This is a genomic window from Tahibacter sp., assembly GCF_035481375.1.
Taxonomy (GTDB): Bacteria; Pseudomonadota; Gammaproteobacteria; order Xanthomonadales; family Rhodanobacteraceae; genus Tahibacter.
This window is the reverse complement of the sequence record NZ_DATIGT010000221.1, coordinates 1-20,126: the sequence shown is the minus strand read 5'-3', so window position 1 is coordinate 20,126 and position 20,126 is coordinate 1. Positions and strand designations below refer to the sequence as shown.

The 20,126-nt window shown below is 64.1% G+C and carries 14 protein-coding genes and 1 pseudogene; 2 read left to right on the top strand and 13 right to left on the bottom strand.

What is annotated here, in order from left to right; all coding sequences use genetic code 11:
* The first annotated feature begins 96 nt into the window (after nucleotides 1-96).
* Nucleotides 97-1,479 carry a right-handed parallel beta-helix repeat-containing protein gene (locus VLF18_RS14435; RefSeq protein WP_325280333.1) on the top strand — a complete coding sequence of 461 codons (1,383 nt, stop codon included), beginning with the start codon at nucleotides 97-99 and terminating at the stop codon, nucleotides 1,477-1,479.
* A 754-nt stretch (nucleotides 1,480-2,233) separates the two neighbouring features.
* Here VLF18_RS14435 and VLF18_RS14430 read toward each other — a convergent pair.
* The 5 genes from VLF18_RS14430 to VLF18_RS14410 form a co-directional block, all read right to left on the bottom strand.
* A complete protein-coding gene (locus VLF18_RS14430) occupies nucleotides 2,234-2,911 on the bottom strand; it encodes a class I SAM-dependent methyltransferase (protein ID WP_325280351.1) in 678 nt (225 codons plus the stop codon).
* Between the two features lie 454 nt (nucleotides 2,912-3,365).
* Entirely contained in the window at nucleotides 3,366-5,834 is a 2,469-nt protein-coding gene (locus tag VLF18_RS14425) for a hypothetical protein (protein WP_325280332.1), read from the bottom strand.
* A 191-nt stretch (nucleotides 5,835-6,025) separates the two neighbouring features.
* Nucleotides 6,026-7,327 carry an OmpP1/FadL family transporter gene (locus tag VLF18_RS14420; RefSeq protein ID WP_325280331.1) on the bottom strand — a complete coding sequence of 434 codons (1,302 nt, stop codon included), beginning with the start codon at nucleotides 7,325-7,327 and terminating at the stop codon, nucleotides 6,026-6,028.
* Between the two features lie 107 nt (nucleotides 7,328-7,434).
* Nucleotides 7,435-9,576, bottom strand: coding sequence for a hypothetical protein (locus VLF18_RS14415; protein ID WP_325280330.1), 2,142 nt, complete (start codon nucleotides 9,574-9,576; stop codon nucleotides 7,435-7,437).
* 81 nt (nucleotides 9,577-9,657) lie between these two features.
* The gene (locus VLF18_RS14410) at nucleotides 9,658-11,517 is read right to left on the bottom strand and encodes a delta-60 repeat domain-containing protein (RefSeq protein WP_325280329.1); all 1,860 of its coding nucleotides are present in this window, start codon (nucleotides 11,515-11,517) and stop codon (nucleotides 9,658-9,660) included.
* 86 nt (nucleotides 11,518-11,603) lie between these two features.
* On the opposite strand from VLF18_RS14410, the gene VLF18_RS14405 reads away from it, so the two are divergent.
* A complete protein-coding gene (locus tag VLF18_RS14405) occupies nucleotides 11,604-11,819 on the top strand; it encodes a hypothetical protein (protein WP_325280328.1) in 216 nt (71 codons plus the stop codon).
* Nucleotides 11,820-12,277: 458 nt separating this feature from the next.
* On the opposite strand, the gene VLF18_RS14400 is transcribed toward VLF18_RS14405, so the two are convergent.
* From VLF18_RS14400 to VLF18_RS14365, 8 genes and pseudogenes are all read right to left on the bottom strand, one after another.
* On the bottom strand, nucleotides 12,278-14,068 hold the full coding sequence (locus tag VLF18_RS14400) for a hypothetical protein (protein WP_325280327.1): 1,791 nt from the start codon (nucleotides 14,066-14,068) through the stop codon (nucleotides 12,278-12,280).
* A 33-nt stretch (nucleotides 14,069-14,101) separates the two neighbouring features.
* Nucleotides 14,102-14,491 (bottom strand): GtrA family protein, encoded by a 390-nt coding sequence (locus tag VLF18_RS14395; protein ID WP_325280326.1) that lies wholly within the window; start codon nucleotides 14,489-14,491, stop codon nucleotides 14,102-14,104.
* A gap of 13 nt (nucleotides 14,492-14,504) precedes the next feature.
* Nucleotides 14,505-15,173 (bottom strand): class I SAM-dependent methyltransferase, encoded by a 669-nt coding sequence (locus tag VLF18_RS14390; protein ID WP_325280325.1) that lies wholly within the window; start codon nucleotides 15,171-15,173, stop codon nucleotides 14,505-14,507.
* Between the two features lie 8 nt (nucleotides 15,174-15,181).
* Nucleotides 15,182-16,480 carry an NAD(P)/FAD-dependent oxidoreductase gene (locus VLF18_RS14385; RefSeq protein ID WP_325280324.1) on the bottom strand — a complete coding sequence of 433 codons (1,299 nt, stop codon included), beginning with the start codon at nucleotides 16,478-16,480 and terminating at the stop codon, nucleotides 15,182-15,184.
* 76 nt (nucleotides 16,481-16,556) lie between these two features.
* Nucleotides 16,557-17,873, bottom strand: a complete 1,317-nt coding sequence (locus VLF18_RS14380; RefSeq protein ID WP_325280323.1) for a hypothetical protein — start codon at nucleotides 17,871-17,873, stop codon at nucleotides 16,557-16,559.
* Between the two features lie 3 nt (nucleotides 17,874-17,876).
* Nucleotides 17,877-18,821: an NAD-dependent epimerase/dehydratase family protein gene (locus tag VLF18_RS14375; protein WP_325280322.1), complete on the bottom strand. Its 945-nt coding sequence runs from the start codon at nucleotides 18,819-18,821 to the stop codon at nucleotides 17,877-17,879.
* A complete protein-coding gene (locus VLF18_RS14370; protein WP_325280321.1) occupies nucleotides 18,821-19,558 on the bottom strand; it encodes an SDR family oxidoreductase in 738 nt (245 codons plus the stop codon). Before VLF18_RS14370 ends, VLF18_RS14375 begins: the two co-directional genes overlap by 1 nt.
* Before the next feature lie 3 nt (nucleotides 19,559-19,561).
* A pseudogene (locus VLF18_RS14365) lies at nucleotides 19,562-20,126 on the bottom strand (FAD-binding protein); the annotation flags it as partial.

Here is a 20,126-nt window from a genome sequence, read left to right as displayed (position 1 = left end):
TCACCTTGTCGCCCGGGCCCGTTCGACGCCTTTCACGGACGAATGTCGGATCACCCGGTGCGACACCCATTGCTCGGCTTCCATACGGAGAACCTCATGTCCCTCATCAACCCGATTGCGCGCGCTATTGCGTGCGCAACCTTCATGGCTCTCGGCGTGTCCGTGGTGGCACACGCCGACGTGGCGCGCGCGCAGGTCGCAGGCACGGAGGTCGACGCGGCAGAGCTGCTCGCCGCGGAAGCTGGTGAAGCGAAATCCGCAGCCGTGTGCGACGGCGTCCATGACACCGCCACGCTACAAGCGTTGCTCAATGCCGGAAAGAACACGGCCACCGGCGTCTACGAGCCCACCGTCGTCGAGATTCCGATGAGACCCGACGGCTGCCTCATCAGTGCGCCGCTCAAGGTATATTCGAATACGCGCATCGTCCAGAACGGCCTCGTCAAGCTCGTCGGCTATGTCGCGCCGGCACCGACCGAGCAGCACGGCATGTACACCATCGTTGACGGCAGTCAAAATGTCACGATCGAAGGGTCGGGCACGCTCGACGGCAACCGCAGCGCTTACGCGAGCGGCATGTGTTGCATGGGCGGCATCGTCGCCGGCGGACCTGAAATCGGCGACTACAACGCGAACGTCAAGAACATTACGATCCGCGGCCTGCGCATCGTCAACTCGCCGATGTGGCCCGTGTCGATCGACAACGCGACGAACGTGAAAATCGATTCGGTGACCGCCGACAATTCCGTGTCGACGTTCCAGGTCGCGCACAACTCGACCAATGTGTCGGTGAACAATGTCCATATTTCTGACGCCGACGACATCGGATTTTCTTTCTATCGCGGCGTAGCGAACGCCAGTCTGACGAATTCGGTCGTTCATGACGCCGGCGGTGCAGGAATTTCCATCTATACCGATGCGCCACCGGGGGTTGCCGCTGCGCGCCCCAGTGCGGATATCGCTCTGGTCGGTAATGTGGTCTACAACGCGCATGCAGGAATCGATGTCAACGGTGCCGGCCTCATGACGTCGCGCAATGTCAACATCAGTAGCAATATAGTGCACCACAATCGCATTGCTGGAATTTCCGTGTCGCCCTGCACCAACTGCCAGATCGTCAGCAATCTGATCCACGACGACGGTGGAGCGTCAGGCAACGTCCCGGGTGTCTGGGTCATCAATTCGCCGGGACTTACGATTGCCAGCAACACGATCTACAACGAAGGCCAGGGCGCGAGCGTTGGTTACGGCATCATCGTCACTGACTTCATTACCGGCGCGCCCGCCACCTCTCGCTTGTCGATTACGGGCAACAAGATCTTCGACGACCGGTCCACGCAGATCATGGCCCATGCCTTCGGTGGGGTGATCCCGGCGCCGGCATCGGTCACGGCGAATACGCTGGGTGCGACGATCGGCGTGCGCGACAATTTCGTGTACGCGAGCGGGAGCGTCGTTTCCAACATCAACATGCCGTAGCATCCGGCGCCGGTCCGCATCGCGGCCCGTGTGTCAAAGAGCGCTGCGTCGTTTCGAGTCCGGCCGCCTCAGGTGGCCGGACTCCGCGCAATCACGCGAGGCGAAGCCGCATGACGTTCGTCGAGGCAGTCGGCGCTGCATGAGGTTCGAGTGCCGTTTCCCGCTGGTCGTCGTCTGTGCGCTGTGCGTCAAAGCATGGATTCCCCGCGATCGTGACCGCGCTGCCGGGAAGGTCGCGTCCAAGTTCACGCTGACCACTTCCCTCTTGCGCTCGTCGCGTTCGTGCAAGGGCAGGAGCGGAGATGCATGTCGTCGGTGTGGCTGTCCGGTGCGGACTGTCCGCACGATGCCGTTATTCCGGTGTAGGCGATTCTGAACTCAGTCGACGACGGAGTGGTTCTCCGCCGAAGCGGGGCTCGATCTGGTCGGCCGGGTAAGCTGCACGAGGTGCGCTGCCGGTCGCAGCTGCGGCAGACGGTCTGCGCCGTTTCGTTCTTCGTGACTGGCCCGCCGAAGCCGCGCGAGTGCCGGCACCAGCGCTCGCGCAGCGACGGCAGCATCAAGCTCGCACCGCGTCGGCGGGAGCTGCGGCCGACGCGCGCGAAGCGGGATTTGTGAGGGCGCCGATCGGTCGCGATTACGGCCCGATCGGCGGCTTTGCGACGAGCAACCGCCTGCGCGCGGAATATGGCCTCATGCAGCCGCTGCTGCGCATGTCGCCTGAACGCGCGCAGCCGACCGGCGACGCTGCCGCTCAGCGACGACGAAGAATGAACAGGGCCTGGTCGTATTCGGCATTGCGGTCGGAGATCGCGCGTCGCGCGTTGCCGGGCTGCGGCGCGTCCGAAGTCATGACGAGGTCGAAGTCGCGCGAGTATTCGCGCTCGATATAGCTGCGCGGAATGAACGACTCGCCGTAATAGCTGCTGTCGCGCACGCCGCCACCGCCAGTCGCCGTATGCACGAACTCGCCGGCGCGGAAACGGCGCCGCACATCTTCCCAATCGGCGAACAGCGTGCGCAGCACGCGCATGTGTCCGATCGGGGTGTCTGCCGGAACCTGGCTGCAGAAGTCGAGGAACCATTCGTTGCGCGTGGTGAAGGCGAACAGGCCGCCGGGTTTCAGGATTCGGGCGAACTCGTCGACCCAGAGCCGGCACGCGGTTTCCGAAAGATGCGAAAACACCGAAAAGGCGGTGACGAGATCGAAGCTTTCCGCAGCAAACAGGCTCGGCGGCAATGGTGCGCAGGTGTGGAAGATTTCCTCGCCGAACAACTGATTCGACAACGTGACGAACTGCGGGTCGACGTCGAGGCCCGCGATATTTGCCAGGCGCGCTTCGCGCAGGAAGAACCGCGTGATGCGGCCCCAGCCGCTGCCGAAATCCAGAACCCGCCAATCCGGCGACGCGTGAATTCCGACGCGGTCCATCGTATCCACGATGTCTGCGTAAAAGGCCGCTGCGGGCGCGAGTGCCGCAGCGCCGGAAAGTCCCGTCGTGCTTGCCTGGAGTTCTTCCGTGGGGAAACGCGGGAGCGCGTCGCCGAGTGGCGAGCGCAAATTCTCGTCGTGAATGCTGGATGTAAGTCTATCCAGCCACGATCCTACGTCGGGCTTGATTTCCATGAAGGCTAGTCCGGGTTCCGGTCGAGTAAAGAAAGCCGACGGTGCGCAGCAGATGTGCAGCGACGTCGGCACTGACGCCAGATCTTAGCATCGGAACATTTGCGTTATAGCCAATTGACATCGCGTGCGATCGGCACCGCGTGAATGTGTGGATCACGTCGTGTGTGATTGTCGCCTCCGTACGGTATCGCTTGCCTGCGATCGTGCGAGGACGCCGGTTGGGGCCGGGTGTGACCGGCATTTCACACGGAATACGGCCTCATTCGAATACGTCGGCGAAGATGAGATCGGCAATGTAGGTCACTGGCGCCGTGTCGGTTGCACCGCCTTCCTGGGTGACCAGCAGGCTGCGGTACGTCAGCGACCGATTGTTCGGCGCGACTGCCACGGAACCGGAGGGAATGCCCGGCGGTGTCAGATTGACGCCCAAGTCGATGAACTGTTCGACGAACGCTCCAGCGAGCTGTGTCCATTGCAGGGTCGTGCCGGCGCCTGGACCGATCTTTTGCGGTCGCGCGCGCAAGTCCGTCGCGGGTGCCGGACCTGCGATGGTCGTCGCTGACGCGGACGTCGCGCCGACAGTCAGTTGGTGCACGCCAGCGGCAACCGACGTCAGACCCAGGTTGCCACTGACGGGTACTCCGTCGAGCGACGCGCTGCCTCCACTCCAGGCGTAGGCGGCAAATGAAGCGGTTGGCTGCGCCGGATCCCCAATCGCATAGGTCGGCAAGGTCTTCGACGGCACGGTCCGCAGCGCGACTACGGCGGGTGCCGACGCCAGCCCCGTGTTGGGTGTCGGCGCCTTTGCTTGCCCGTGCAGCGTCAATGAATTGACTTGGGCGACGGTTTGCGCAGTGGTAAACGCATTCGAGTAGAAGGCCGTCGAATTCGGAAAGATGCTGTTTGCTGCATATTGCATCAGGTTGAACGGTGCCGCGTTTGCATCGTAGTCGAGGACGGCCGCCGCGCCGCTGTTGTTGCTCATCACGCTGTTGCGAACGATGCCGGTGGCGTTCACCGCGGGACGCGGAGCGCCGATATTTTCCCAGCCCGTCCAGATTGCCGTTCCGCCCCAGCGACTGCCGCCGACGAGTTGGTTCTCGGCGAACTGACTGTCGCTCACGTCGAGTCGCGAGCCCTGCGAATAGATCGCCCCTCCCGCGAAGCCTGCTGTCGAACGGATGAATGCGGTGCGCTGTATCGTCATGTCTGAATTGTCGAAGACGAACAGAGCGCCGCCGCTGCCGGTATTGGCAGCGTTGGGCGTAGCGTCACATCCGGCGAACAGCGAATCGCTGATCTGTGTCGTCGTCAACTGCAGGATGCCTGCGCCGCCCATACCGCCGCCGCTGTTCTCGGCGACATCGCAGTCGTAGAACGCCGAGCCTTCGATCGTGAGCGGTGCGCGGTTGGCTGCAATCGTGCCCATCTGGGCGTTTCCGCCGAGACCATAGGCCCGGACGAGATCGCCGACGATGTAGAGACAGCCGCCGCTGCGTGCCGCATTGCCGACACTGCCGAAGCGTCCCTGAAAAAGCGTGTTTCGTAGCGTGACGCTAGTGTTGCGACGATTGACCTGGCCGTCGAGTGCGTCACTGTCTTCCGACGATGCAGCAATGGCGCCGCCCATCGACGCGCCGGGAATCGTGCCGGTCACGCTGTTTCCGTGAAAGGCGCTGTCGGTCACGTTGACGATCGCGCGGTAGCTGCTGATCGCTCCACCGATCTGCGCGCGGTTCGTGATGAACCGCGTGTTGTAGGCATTCAGCGTTGCCTGGTCCTCGACCTGCACGGCGCCGCCGACCGGTACGTTCGTACCTGCGACTGATGGATCGCGCTCCGATGCGTTGTCGACGAACGTCGTGTTCGCCGTCACCACATCAGTCGGCATCGATGCCGACCACCAACCGAATGCGTAGACGGCTCCGCCCGAATAGCCGGCCCGATTGCCGGCGAAGCGCGAGTTCGTCACGCGCAACTGCGAATCGACTAGCGAGATCGCCCCGCCCAGCGAATCGACGAAATGGCCCGGCAGATTCACGCGATTGTTCTCGAATCGCGTATTGTGGATGAATATACGAGAACTTCCACCGGCGTTGATCGCGCCGCCTGACTGGGTTGCGTTGTTCGACGTAAACGCGCTGTCCAGAATGAGGATGCGGGAATTGTTGGAGCGGATCGCGCCGCCGTTGCCTATCGTCGTTGCGCTATTGGATGAGAACGTCGTGCCGACGAAAGTCAGATTGGCTGCGTTGGATGTTATCGCGCCGCCGCCGCCGCCCGCGGGGACTGCCGCGGTGTTGTTCTGAAACGTGCAATTGACGAAAGTGACGGTCGCTTCGACCAGGCTCAGCGCGCCGCCGAGCCCGCCGTTCGTCGTGCGGCCATTGGCGAACGTCATGCGTTCGAATGTGATCGGTTTGCCGAGCGCAGCCGATCCGTTGGCAATGCGCAGGATGTCGGTCGTATTGGAACCGGTGAGCGTCACCGTGGCGGCGACGGCGGCGCGCATAGTGAACGACTTGCCGAGGTTGCTCGCCTGGAATCCACCGGCCGGTGCGGCGTAAGTGCCGTTGGCTATTTCGATGATGCCGCCGTCACTGACCTGATTGATGGCTTGCTGCACGGTGGCTTGAGAAGGCACGAGAATCAACGACTGCGCGACTGCCGCCGTTCCTGCCATGGACGAGAACAGTAGGGCGACGAGTGTGCGATGTACGAACTTCATACGACTACCTGCGTGATGGCGGATCCCGCCACTGGCGCGAATGCGTGCCGGTGGGGCAATCGTCACTGTGGGGCGGCGACGACTTAAGGACAAGTACGTCCACGCAGCATGAATCGTGCCTTACTCCGCAATTTCACCCATAGCCGGAATCGATGGGGCCGGCGAAGTGCGGCCGGCCCCGATTGGTCTGCTCAGAAACGATAGACGCCCGACATCGAGTAGGTGTCGAGTCCATCGGAAAGGTCGGCGGCGAGATCGAGCTGGAAGTTCGTGAATGCCCAGCCGCCGCCGATGGCGTAATGCTTTTCGGCGCCGCGCCCGCCGGCGAATTGCGCAGCGAACAGCTCGTCGAAGGTCACGTTGTTCTGAAACTGGTCTGGACGCGGCACACCGACGAACGAAACCGAATGCCGTGGATCGTGCCAGATCCCTGCGCGAAGGCTGAATGGGTGCGTCATGTCGGCGAACGTGTATTCCGCGCCGAGATGCGCTTCGTTACCGTCCTCGATCTGCAGACGTTGCGTCGCCGTGATGTCGAAGAAAGTGCTGATGTCGTCAGTCAGTTCGGAATAGCGGACGCGATTCACGTCCAGGTTGACGACGAGGCGGTCCGTCGGGCGCCAGGACAGGCCGATGCCGAAGACGTCGGGGATGTTGAAGGTCACGCGTGACGGGCCGTACTGCTGGATCGGCGGATTCAGCGGCGTCGTGCCGTCGCTGAGGCCGATGATCTGCGACGTGTAGTCGAACCGCGGCGCATGACGATAGGTCAGGCCAAGGCTCACGCTGTCGCTGAGGCCGAAGCGTGCGCCGAGGTTCCAGCCGAGTCCGTGATCGTCGCCGTCCTGCAACGCGGTCTGCAGCCGCAGCGGCCGGTTCTCGAAAAATCGACCCGTATCGCTGTGCAGGTCGAAGTCGTAACGCGAAAGGCCGAAGCCGAATGAGACCCGGTCGGTCGCGCGAAATGCCGCGGCGGCGCCCCAGTTCACGATCTTCAGATCGATGCTCGATTCGGTCATGAACAACGGCGCGTCGTCGAAGCGCAGCGCGGCGCTCGTGTCGAAGTCGCTCGAGAAGTTCGCCAGTTCGTGGCGATAGAACGCGAACGACCAGCGCTCGGCCGGAACGATGATCGAGAAGTAGGACAGGTTGTTCGTCGAACTGTCGTCTTCCAACACACGCAGTCCCGCTGTGCTGAACGGGTTCGTGGTGGTGTTGCCGCTGTCGACATAGGGCGTGCTGAATGCCGTATGGCGCGCCTCGGCAGCGACTTCTACCTGGCGCAGTTGAGTGAGTCCGGCCGGATTCGAGTAGGCCGCGGTCGCGTCGTCGGCTAGGCCGATGAAGGCACCGCCCATGCCGAGGCTGCGGGCACCCGGATTCGCGAAACTGAAGGGAATGCTGGCGTTCGCTTCGAGATCGTTGATCGCGAGGGCGGTGCCGGAGGCGAAACTGAGAACGGTGGCGATGCAGACGGCGAGGGTTCGCTTCATGGCTTCCTTACTCCCCAGGAGGAACTACGAAAACGTGTGAAGGCGTCAAAACACGACATCGAATTGGTCGGCCGCCTCGGGGCGGTCGCCTGCCCGGTCTCTGCAGACTACTCGAACGGTGATCCGAAAATGACGTCCGGCAATTCGGCTTCAAAGGAGGCGATGCCGCTGCGGCGTGCGCCACTGATCGCGTTGTCGCCGTGGAACTGCCCGCCGAGTGTCACCGTGCCCGCATCGGCGCGGATGATCGTCTGTATGGGGCCATTGGGGTCGGGATGCCAGTCCGTGTCGACCGCGCCCGTCATCGAGAGCCGCGCCACGTTGCGGCGCGGCAGGCCTCCGACCGAAACGAAACGGCCGCCGATGTAGATCTCGTTTGCCGTCGACAGGAGGCTGCTGACGGGGCCGTCGGGCGTCGACAGCACACCGGCCGTGCTCGGCAGGCGAGCGAGATACGGGCGGTGCTCGCCGTCGATGTACTGGAATGCTCCGCCGGCAATCAGGGCGCCTTCGCGGTCGAACGCGAGCGCCCGAACAGGCCCATCCGTCGTAACGCTCCAGAACGGATCGGCATTTCCGTCGGTGGTCCATGCCCGTCTGATGGCTGTCTGGTTGTTGAATTCCGTGCCGAAATACAGCAGGCCGCCGCCTGTCGCGATCAGGGATGTCACCGTGGCGCTGAAGTTGGGCCAGAAAGCATCGTCGAGGGTGTACGGCATGCCGGGACCCGATGCGCGGAACCGGTAAATGCTTCGCCCGTTCGAGCCCGAGACGTAGAGCAGTCCGTCGGAATCCAGCGCCATTGCCGAGACCGCAAAATTGAATCCGGGACCCGTGAACTCGTCCGCGAAGGCGGCGCCGCTGCCATAGCCGTGTAGTCGTGCGAGGCCGTTTCGCGGAGCACCGCCGACGCCAAGGATGTCGCCGCCCACGATGACATCGCCGTTGGCGTCCACGGCGACGTCGACCACCGCCCGCGCATCGAGAGCCGGAGCCCATTGCTCGTCGAGTTCGCCGTCCGGCTTGATGCGCAACAGCGAGCGGCGAGGCAGTCCGTTCGCTTCATCGAAATTGCCGCCGACGATGATGCCGCCGTCCGGTTGGCGGGCGACCGCGTTCACCGACGGGGCGACGGTGAGGTCGACGGGGTCGCGGAATGCGCCCGAAGGCGTCCACCAGGTCAGCGAGGTGCGCGGTCGTCCGGCAATGGCGGTCGGCTCGCCGCTCGCGACGAGCCCTCCCGACGCGTCGAACGCGAGCTGCATGCTCAAGTCCTGTATCGTGACGGGGTTCGGGGCGATCTGACCCGTCGCTGGATCCCGGCGCGTCAGCAGTCCCGTTCCGCCATCGGCGACGTGGATCCACCCGTCGGGAGCGACGGCCACGCTCCGCCGAAACCAAGACGACGTGTCGGAGCGCCATGTCGGATCGACGGCGCCGACTCCGCTCGTCGAAAGCTTCGCGAGATTGATCCGGGGCTGCCCGCCGAACCCACTGAACCGGCCAAGAACGTACAAACCGGTCCCGTCCGGCGACAGCGCGATGGCATCGACTCGGTCCAGTCCCTGGGCCACCGGCTGCCACTGCGGATCGACGACGCCCGTGCTGGCGCTCAGCTTCATCAAACCCTGGGTTCCGCTGCGATAGCCGCCGACATAGAGATCGTCGCCGCGGCGGACCATCGTATAGAGCATCGGCATGGGCACGGCAGGCGTGAACGCAGTGCGCAGCTGACCCGTGGCTGCGTCGACTTTGGCAAGGCGCGGGCGTGCCTGCCCGTTCACGGCAGTGAAGTCTCCCGCGATGATCAGATCCCCGTCGCTAGCCATCAGCATCGCATAGATGCCGTCGACCGCCAGCGAAAACGAAGTATCGATCGTCCCGTCGGCGTTGTACTTCCTGACGAGGTCTTCGGCGGGAACCGACGCATACACGGTTCCGGCGCCTGCCTCGGCCATTCGGCCGAATGGTCCGGTAGCGGCATAGGTCGCAGTCGCCAGCGTGCCGTCGCTGTTCAGACGTGCCACGTTTGCGCGCGCGTATTCGCCGACGTAGGAGAAGCTGCCGGTCACCAGCAAACCACCGTCGGCAAGCGGCAGCACCGAGGCGATAACATTCGCGCGTGCGCTGTCGACGTGCAGCCGCAGATCCGGCTTCGGCAGCGGTGTCTGCGAGGCGACACCCGTCGCGATCAGCATCAGTGCCATGGCGGTGAAGAAACGCGCCTGCGTGCGTCGTAGCCGGTCCACTCGATGTCGCTCCTGAGCAAGATTTGTCGCCCGTCCGCAGCTCGCTGCGTTCGTGCCGTGGCGGAATCGCGCCGCCCGAGGCTACTCGAAACCGTCCGTGAAAATCATGTCGGGAATCGGCGCGGGCAAGGCTGCGATCCCGCTGCGGTCGAGCGTGCCGACGCGGCCAAAGTTTCCGGCAATGACCAAACGTTCGGCACGGTCAGACGCCAGGGCGCGGACAGCATCGTCGCTGCCCGGATTCCAGTCAGGATCGACGATCGCGCTTCCCGAGGTCGACAGTTTTGCGATGCGATTGCGTGGCAGTCCGCCCAGTGAAGTGAATTCCCCGCCTGCGTAAACAGCACCGTCCGGGTTGACGAGCACAGCGCTGACACCGCCGTTTGCCTGAGCATTCCAGTTCGGATCGGCGATGCCGGTCGTCGGGTCCAGTCGCGCGAGAAAGGCGTGGTTCTGTCCCCCGATCGTCAGGAAGTCGCCGCCGACGATGACGTTCCCCTGCGCGTCGCGCGCAAAACTGCGCACGCCCGCCGCGGGCCACGGGTTCCAGGTCGGGTCCGCCGATCCGCTTGCGGTCGAGATTCGCGCCGCATACCGGCGGGGTTGCCCGCCGATGGCGGTGAAGTAACCGCCGACGAAGAGCTGGTCGGGGCCGTCGGCGGCGATGGCATAGACGCCGGAGTTGGCATTGGCCGTCCAGCTGGCGTCAGCGACCAGATAACCCAGCGGGGATCGGATCGCGCGGTTGATCCCCTGCAGATGGCCGATGTAGAGGTTCCCGGCGCCGTCCAACGCCAACGCATAAGGGACGGAAGGCACCGACACCGAGCTGTGCCGCGTGCCGTCCGGCAGGATTTCCACGACGCCGGCAACGCCAGGCGCGACATAGACACTGCCGCCGGCGTCCGTCGCGAGTGCATTGACCGGAACGTCGAACTCTACCGTCGCCCAGCCCGGGTCGATCGCGCCATTGGGCTGCAGACGCAAGATGTTCTTCCGGCGGATACCATTGACATCGATGAACTGGCCACCGATGACGAGTCCGCCGTCCGACAGGCGCACCATCGCGTTGACGATCGGCGGCATGGTGAGCGGAGGTGCCGGCGGCAGTGTTTCGTCGAGTGCGATCACCGCGTGCCCGACGCGATGTTGGGAGCCGAATCGTTCGAGGTATCCGCCGATGCGCACATCGCCGTTAGGCATGGCGGCCATCAACCGCACATACGAGGACGGGCTGGTCGCCCAGCTCCTCGTCAGCGAGCCTGTGGTCGCCGTACGTTTCTGGACGATGGCATTGTTCCTGCGCGGGATGACGTACAGCGCATCGTTGCCGGCGACTGCGATCGCATCGACGAGCGGAGACGACCCCGTCCATTGCGGGTCGGCACTGCCGGTTCCGGCAGTCGACAGCTTTGCGAGGCCCACGCGCGTCTGTCCGCCCATCCGCTCGAACGAGCCACCGACATACAGGGCACTGCGATCGGCCGTCAGGCCCATTCCGACGAGCGTCACGGGATATTGCGCCGCCGGCGGCGACGGGTCCCAGTTGGCATCCGCCTGACCGGTGATCCTGCTCAGTTTGGCGAGTCCATTGCGCACCCGGCCACTGATGTAGCCGAACGATCCGCCGACGAACAGCGTTGCGTCGTCCGCTGCGGCGAGCAGCGTCGGCGGCGACTGCGGCAGCGGCAGCCAGGTGGCATCGGCGATGCCGGTCGTCGCCGTAAGCTTGGCCAGCAGCGGAATCGCCTGGCCGCCTATCGTCTGGAAGTCGCCGGAAACGAAAAGCTTCCCCGCATCATCCAGTGCGAGCGCCGCGACGTAGCTGCCGTCGGGTGCGGGATTCCAGCTCGTGTCGAGCGAACCGTCCGGCAACAGGCGTGCAAGGTTGTTGCGTGGATGCCCGTCGACGGTCGAGAACACGCCGCCGAGATAGATCATGCCGTCCGCGTCTGCGTGCAGCGCGTTAATGCGCGGGTAGCCCCTCCAAGCACGGGGCCGGCCCAGCAATCCGCAGTCCCATCGGCATGGAGCAGACCCCACTGCGCGCAGGCGCGATCGCCGACGTGGTCGAAATAGCCGAACACGATGGCATCGCCGTTGGGGAGCGGCGCGATGTGCTGAGCATTCCCATCGGCGCCGATACGAGCATCTGGGGTCGGCAGCGGATCCGGCGACTGTGCGTTAGCGGTGGCGACGGCGAGACCAGCATGGACGAGCATCGTGGTCCGCATCAGGCGTAGCAGCCTCTGCACGATCTGCACCCTCCGTGGCGGGTTCGGAGCAAACGAGCGAAGCGTCACACGTTCTATCGATGGCTGACGACGAATCATCTGCGTCTCCGATGAAGAGCCATAGGGCGTGCCGAGGCTTAACAACACTCTCACGCCGACGGGGTCACTGAGGGACGCCGATGCGCTCGCAAACTACTCGAACGTCATCTGGTCATGCCGTCCGGCAATTCCGCTGTGGTCGCCGAGATTGCGCTCCGCCCAGTACTGCCGATACAGCATAGCTGCAAAATATCTGCTGCGCTTCACCGCATCCGCGAGCGGGCACGATCGCTTGCACCGTACCGTTGGGGTTGAGTTGCGCAAAAGCCCGCTGCGAAAACGCTAACGGAAATTTCAAAGGGCCGCGAGGGCAGCTTCGGATCGGGCTCGGCCAGAGCGTCGTGATCTACGTTACGGGGCGAATGGGCTCACCGGACCTGCAGAAATTGGCCCGTTGCGCAAAGCTGGCCTTCCTCGATCAGTTCGATGTGATAGGACGCCGGTGCGAGTCCGCGACTGGATACGAGTATGTCGAAACCGCTCCAGGCGAAGCGAGGATTGCCGAACGCGGCTGCCACGTCGGGCCTCGGACCGCGCAGCCGCGAGTCGATGGCGTAGGCACCGTCGTCGGAAACCAGCCGCAGCGTGATGCGTCGCGGCAGTCCGCGCAGGTCCGTGGCACCCGGGCCCGCCCAGCCGGCGAATCGCAGCGGCACTGGTGTGGCCGCATCGACCGCTCCACTGGCCGGAAGGCCGGCGATCAGGTCGACCGAGCACTGCAACCCGTAGGTTGGGACCAGCGGCAACGTTTCTCTCCGCAGCGCCGGCAGCTCCGGGCGGGCGCCGGTGAGTGTGCACGCGATTCGCGACAGGTTCGCCGTCGCAGGAACCGCGCAGTCGGGCGGCAATGTGTTGCCGACGATGCCGAGCATGCGTCGCATCGACGGCTCCGCCAGGAACAGCCCGGTCAGCTTGGTCCCGCTCGGATAGGCGAGTGCGAAGTTGTCCTCGGCCAGCGGCGCGCCGGCGAGCAATGCGGCCGTGGATTCGTGGTTGGCTCTCCACAGCGCCTGTTTGTGGTGACTGACGATGGCAGACCGCGCCATTTCCAGGCCGGCGTAGCCGATTGCGACGAGGGTGGCGCCGATAAGAATGATCCGCAGCGGCAGACGCGGACGCAGCGCTTCTCGCGGGTGCCGCAGCAGGCTGCCGAGAAAATAGGCGTTTGCCACGAGTCCGAATACCAGGACGTCGGTATAGCGCGACGGCACGGTCGTCAGCGCGTGGCCGCGACCGTAGGCCAGCGCGGCTGCCTGGATTCCCGTCCATAACGCAACGGCAGCGAAGAATCGGTCCGCGCGCGACGGCGATTCACGATAAACGGCGCTGAACAGCAGCCAGAACAGGAACGGTAGCCAGACCAGCGGCAGGTGAGGGACGGGCCATGACAGCAGAACCAGCGTAGCGGTGACGAGTTCGGGCAGCGACTGCGCACGCAGCGGCGCATGGTAGTCGAGCTGCGGCATGATCAGATAGCCGGCAATACCGATCCCGAGCAGCAGCGCGCACAGCGCGTACTTCCATCGCACGCGTACACCGGTTTCGGCGTGCGTCGTCGCCACGAGAACGGCACAAACCGGACCCACGAAAAAACCCGATGCGACCGTGAAAAGCGCACTCACGGAGAGCACGATGGCGAGCAGCGCGGAGCGCGGTTCCAAACGCGGCGCGGCGCACAGATGAAGCGAGAGCAGACCGGTCAGCGCGAGCTGGTAGAACGGACTCTGGAATCCCCAGAGCGTGTTTTCGTATGCGTACGTAGCGAACGGCAGCAGCAGACACAGAGCGATGACGAGACGGCGAGCAAGCGCTACGTGTGCATTGAGTGCTGCCTTGCCGAGCACGACCATCGCGCCCGCGTAGAACACCGTGTTCGCCAATGCGATGACGCGGTTGTCCCAGTGACGCCCGTTGATCTCGAACAACAGGAGGTCGAACAGGCGTTTCCAGACGATTCGATGCTCGTTGTGCGTCGAAAACAGCGTCTGCAGCGTGAGGTTATTTTCGATCCATGGGCGAAACAGAACGTAGCCTTCGCTGTCCCACTGGTCTGCAAAAGGCAGCGAATGGGAAAACAAAGCGATCTGCAGCGCATGGCCGGCGATCGCGGCAAGCATGATCGCAGCAAGGAGCCCATACGCGCGCTTGTGCGCGCTCACGGGAACCTCCGCGGCGCGATGCGGCCAAGAGATTCAGGATGCGCGGAACGTAACATGCTTGTGTCCGAAGTAGCTCGTGAGTATCGGTGCGATGATTCCCGCGGCATGGGCGACTTCCGCCGCGTGCCATTGCCACTCCATCAGCGGCAGCAGCCAGTGCAGCATCACCAGGCTGATGACGACGGTCTGCAGCAGTGCGACCAGATTGATGGCAAAGAACAGCCCGAACTGGCGCAGCAACGGACCTTCGGAGCGGAACACGAAACGTCGATTGAGCCAGAAAGCTGTCGTCAGACCGACGATGAACGCCAGCACCACAGCCACGGCGTAGGGCGCGTACAGGCTGAATGCGATACGCGAACCGAAATTGCAGGCCGCAGCGACGCCGCTGACGGCTACGAACCCTAGCGCTCTACGCGACATGCGGGGCCAGGCGTCAGCGCTTCTCTGCCACGACGAACGCCTGCTTGCCTAGCACGTGCCACGCCAACGGCACCTTCAGGTACAGCTGCACGAGCCATGGCGCCTGTGGCAGCCGGCTCTTCGTCGTGTACGGCAGGAACTTCGCGATGACCGTCGTCGGTTCGAGGCCGGCGAGCTGCAGGCCTTCGACGAGGCTGCGTTCGGTCAGCGGCGTGTGGTGGTCGAAATAATCCCAGTATTCGCCGGGCAGGTAGCGGATGTTCGGCTGCAGCACCATCACGCGGCCTCCCTTGCGCAGGATGCGCTGCGACTCGCGGAACGTGTCGAGCACGAGATCCTTGCTCGGCAGGTGCTCGAGGAAGTTGCTCATGAACACGACGTCGACGCTGTCGCTGTCGAGTTCGCGGATCGCGGTGCACGATTCGTTGATGACGCGCACGTCCGGCGATGCGAAGCGGCGCACGTCGGGATTGAGGTCGACCGCGATCTTCTTGCCGGCCTGGATGTTGTTGATGAACTCGCAGTAGCCGGCGCCGATGTCGACGACCGTATCGGTGGTCTTCACGTAGCGGCTGAAGAAATCGCGGCAGAGCACTTTCCAGATGGCGTGCTTTTGCGCAAGCGCGGCTTCGGGAAAACGCTGGTTGTACAGCTTGTCGAGTTCGACTTTGGATTCGGACATGGCGGTGCTCACGCTAACGCGGTGCGCGCCAGGGCCTTGGCGACCTTGACGCTCTCGCAGATGGAACGGTCTTCCGGGTAGTAGTACGCGGTATCGGCCATGCAGAACCCCTGGATCGGCGTCTGCATCGGCGGCAGCAGGTCATAGTAACCCGGCGGGCAGACCGCCTGTGCGTATTCGTAGCGGTGGCAGTGGCTGGCCAGCACCCAGTCGCGCGAGAACGCCGGGTTGAGTTTCGGCAGGTAGGCCAGCGTTTCCTCGATGAACGCGGCGTTGTCGCGTGCATACTTCGGATGCGTCTTCGGCATGTAGAACGGCGCGTAGACGATGGCCGGGCCGGCGCCCGGATTGAGATTCGAGTATTCGATGACGCCCGGAATGTCGATGCTGTCGTCGCAGATGTTCATCCAGAAATTCTCGCTGAGCGGCTGCTTCAGCTTGAGGATGACGCAGACTACCGGAATGTTCTCGAGCGCGCGGATGCGCGCGACGAAGGTTTCGGGCAGTTCCGGCACGAGACACGGTACATATTGGATGGGCGCGGTGCTGACGACACCGTCGACCGGCGTGGTTTCGCCGCGCACGGTGATGCTCTCGACCTTGCCGTCCGGCGCATTCACGCGATCGATGCCGGCGGCCAGATGGATTCGTCCGCCGCGCGCGAGAATGAATTCCTGCATCTTCTGCAGCAGCGTTTCCGAGCCGCCTTCGATGAACCCGAGCGATTCCTGGAACAGATTCCGGCGCGACAGCGCGACGCGCTTGATGCGCGTGCCGAGCCAGGCCGCCGACAGCTTGTCCTTGTATTCGTAGAACTTGAGATAGAACAGTCGCTCCCAGAGCACCTTGTACGCGCGCTCGCCGAGATTGCGTACGAGCCAGTCGGTGACGCCGACCTTGTCGAGCGCGCGCCAGTCGCCGACGCTCTTCGTGCGCATCACGTGCAACGCATAGCGGAACTTGTCGATCCAGCCGAGCTTGTCGAAGCCGAGCAGCGCGAACGGCGTACCCCACTTGTACAGCTTGCCCTGGCAATAGAAGCCCATTTTCGTGTCGGTCCATTTCAGCGCATCGCCGATGCCGAGTTCGGCCATGAGCTCGAACAGCGGATCGTCGGTCTTGCAGACGAAATGGTAGTAGCGCTCGATCGTGAGTCCGTCGAAATCGAACGCGGCCGACATGCCGCCGATGCGGTCGTCGCGCTCATAAACGTCAACCTCGTGACCGGCCTTGAGGAGTTCCATCGCTGCCATGAGACCCATGGGGCCGGCGCCGACGATGGCAAAACGTTTTTTCGGGTCGCTCACGGGTGAACCTCTCGCAGGATACGAGCGGTAGCGTGCGACGCTCCCGCACAAAGAAAATCGAAGATCCGGCCGCAGCTCACGGTGTGACCTTGTTGTCGAACCAGCTGCGTCGCACGAGCTCGGCGCAGTCTTCGCGCGACAGATTGACGCGCCATACGTTGTTGACATCGCCCGCGAAGTGAATGCGTAGCTGAGCGTTGGGCTCATCGAGACAACGCTCAATCTCAGCGCGCCAGTCGAGCGAGCCATGCGTTCGGCGGCCGCCGTCGAGGGTGTTGCGAAATGCCATGGCGAGCAGCACGCAGGTCATGAGGCGCAAATTCGTGCGATCCAGCGCAGCGATCTGGAGCAGCATCCAACTCAGCAGGATATACGGGAAGAAGAAATAGCGCGGTCCACCGTAGATCGGATGAATCGCGTCGACGCTCACGCGGGAAATCGACGCGGCAATGGCGGCGCCCAACGCGAGCGCGAGCAGCACGAAGACGAGGCCGAGCTGCCGCCGATGCCCGAGCCATGTCACCGCGAGGAACATGGCCAGCATGCAACCGAGGTAGATCACGCCTCCTGCCGCGGTGAAGCGGTCGGACGAGTCGAGAAAGAAACCGAAGAAGCGTTCGACAACGATTCCAATGTTGGAACTGAGCACGCCGATTCCGGGTCCGATGCGGGCTCGTGAAATCGCCATCCATTGCACGGCAGCGAGAAGCAGCGCGACGCCACTTGTGATCAACTCGCCGCGGCGGCGCAGCAGCAGAGCGCGAATCACAAACAGCGGAGCGATGCCGACCACGAGCGGTGAGGACAGCGCGCCGATCGCGAGCAGGCCTGTGCGCCATCCGTTCCGGCGTTTTTCGGTATTCCACAGCAGCGCAACGAGGACGAGCAACGTGCCCCACCATCCGACATACAGCGAAACACCGAACGCTTCGGCGTCCGTCGGAATCAGCAGCACGGCAACGGCACAGGAAAAAGGCCAGCGCAGCGCTGTCGGCGCGAACGCTACGGCGGCGAGCACGCCGTAACAGAACAGCAGCGTGAGTATCAGACTGATTTCGGGCAGCCAGCGAAACGACAACGTCATCGACAACGCGTGTACGAACTTGATCGGCACGCTGAAGTAACCGCTGATCGGGTGCCACAGCGAGCCCCAGCCGTGCGCGAGAAAGTCGCGCAGGTTCTCGCTGCCGTCTTCGACCCATACATAAGGGGCCGCGAACTGATCTGGTCGGCGCAGCAGGATAACGACTAGGGTCAGCGCCGCCAGAGAGACGAGCTTGATCCAGAACAGGCGGCGCGGATTGTTTGCGATTCGTGCCCAGGCGACGGAGAGCGTGCTGGCTTCGTCCTGTGCAGACGGCGGCGCCGAAGCGGAGGATCCAGACGCGTTCATCCCCTACCGCTCCAGCACGACATGGGCATAGCGCGGATCGCAGTAACTCTCGCGCACGGCTTCGGCGAACGGGGTCTGCTCGACGCCGAACACGGCGCGGGTGTCCACGCCGGTGAATTCGTCGCCGGCGGTCAGCGCGTCGAGCTGCGCCGCGGTGAACGGCGGCTTGTTGCTGAACAGCGCATAGGTTTTCAACAGCGCTTTGAAGAACCAATACGGGATGTGCACGATCGGCGTGCGCAATCCCTTCGCGCGCTTGATGGTATGGATGATGTCGACGTAGTCGATGCGCGTGTCGCCGCAGACGTCATAGATCGCGCCGGCCGGTTGCGTTTCGATGCATTTCACGATGCAGCGGCAGAAATCGCGCTCGTACAGCGGCTGGCGCATATAGCGGCCGTGGCCCGGAATCGGAAACACCGGCACCTTGGCCATGAACCGCGACAGCCAGCCCAGGTGTTTCGGATCGAACCAGCCGAACATCAGCGTCGGGCGCAGCACGCAATGCGCGAGGCCGCTGTCGACGACGAGCTTCTCCTGCGTCTTCTTCGTGTTGGTGTAATCGTCGACCGCCACCGAATTGACCACCGACGAGCTGATGTGCACGAGGTAGGGCACGGCGTGCTGGCGGCAGGCGTCGAGCACATGCCGCGTCGCCTGCTCGTTGTTGCGCACGAATTCGTCCGGAAACTTGCCGGTGATCTGCGCATGCAGCTGCACGACGACGGCCGCGCCTGCGAAGCTGTCGCTCCAGGTGCCGGGTTCGGCGAGATCGGCCTCGATGATCGCGACGTCCGGATGCAACTCGCGCAGGATCGCGAGATTGTGCGCGTGCTTGTCGATCGCGACGAGGTTGGTATAGCCCTGCGCCTTGAGCTCGACGACGAGGTTCTGGCCGACGAGGCCGGCCGCACCGGTCAGGACGAGTTTGTCGGTCTTGGCCACCATCAGAGCTTCACCCGCTTGAACACGAACTCCGGCACGTTGCGGATGACGAGCATGATCAGCGACCAGAACCACGGCAGGTAGACGACGCTGCGGCGCTTGTCGATCGCCTTGACGATGCCCTGCGCGACCGCATCGGGCTGGGCCCAGAGCGCGCCTTTCGGAAAGTCCTTCGTCATCGGCGTGTCGACGAAGCCGGGCTTGATCGTCAGCACGTTGACGCCGGATTTCTGCAGGCGTTGGCGCAGGCCCGAGAGGAACGCGGTCACGGCGGCTTTCGCCGAACCGTAGACGTAGTTCGACATGCGGCCGCGGTCGCCGGCGACCGAGGAGATCACGGCGATGTCGCCGAAGCCCTGTTTCGCGAAGCGGTTCGCGATCGGCGTCAGCAGCGCCATGACGCTGAGCGCGTTGATGTCGTATTCGCGGCGCAGCGCATCGACGGAGTTTTCGCAGTCGTTCTGGTCCGACAGCGTGCCGTGGGCGATCAGCACGGTGTCGAGGCCGCCGAGTTCGCGTTCGGCTTGGTCGATGACGCCTTCGTGCGCGGCGTAGTCGGTGACATCGAGCGTCGCGGTCGCCGTGCGCACGGCGCCGCGGACGGCGAGGTCGGCGGCGATCGTCGCGAGCCGCGCGGCGTCGCGGCCGACGAGGCACAGCGCGTCGCCGCGCGCGGCGAACAGGCGGGCGGTCGCTTCGGCGATCGCCGAGGTCGCGCCGACGATGAGGATTCTGCGCATGGGCTACTCCGTGACGCGGCGCCAGAAACCCGAGGAGAACCGCGGGTCCAGATAGGGTTGCAGGTGTTGCCAGTTCGGGAAGAACGCGCGGAACCGCGCACCCGGCAGCCGCGCGTCCTTGGCCGGATACACGGCGCCGCCGGCGGTCGCGACGATCGCGTCGAGTTCGTCGAGCAGGCGCAGCGTCGCTTCGCCGTGATTCGGAAAATCCAGGGCGAGTGTCGCGCCGGGCCGGGGAAACGAGAGGATACCAGCCGACGCGCGCTCGCCGAATACCTTGAGCACGCTCGTGAACGAGCCCGCGCCCGCGCGCGCGATGCGGCGCAGCAGCTCGGCGACGCCGGCTTCGGCGGCGTCCGGCGGCAGCACGCACTGATACTGCAGGAAGCCGCGCGGGCCGTAGGCGCGGTTCCAGTCGGCGATCGCGTCGAGCGGATAGAAATACGGGTCGTAGTGGACGAGCGCATGCGCGACGCGGCGGCGCTGGCGCTGGTAGTAGAGCGACGCGAGCAGCGGCAGGGTCAGGCGGTTGACCGCCGGGACCGGAAACGTGAACGGCACCGAGAGG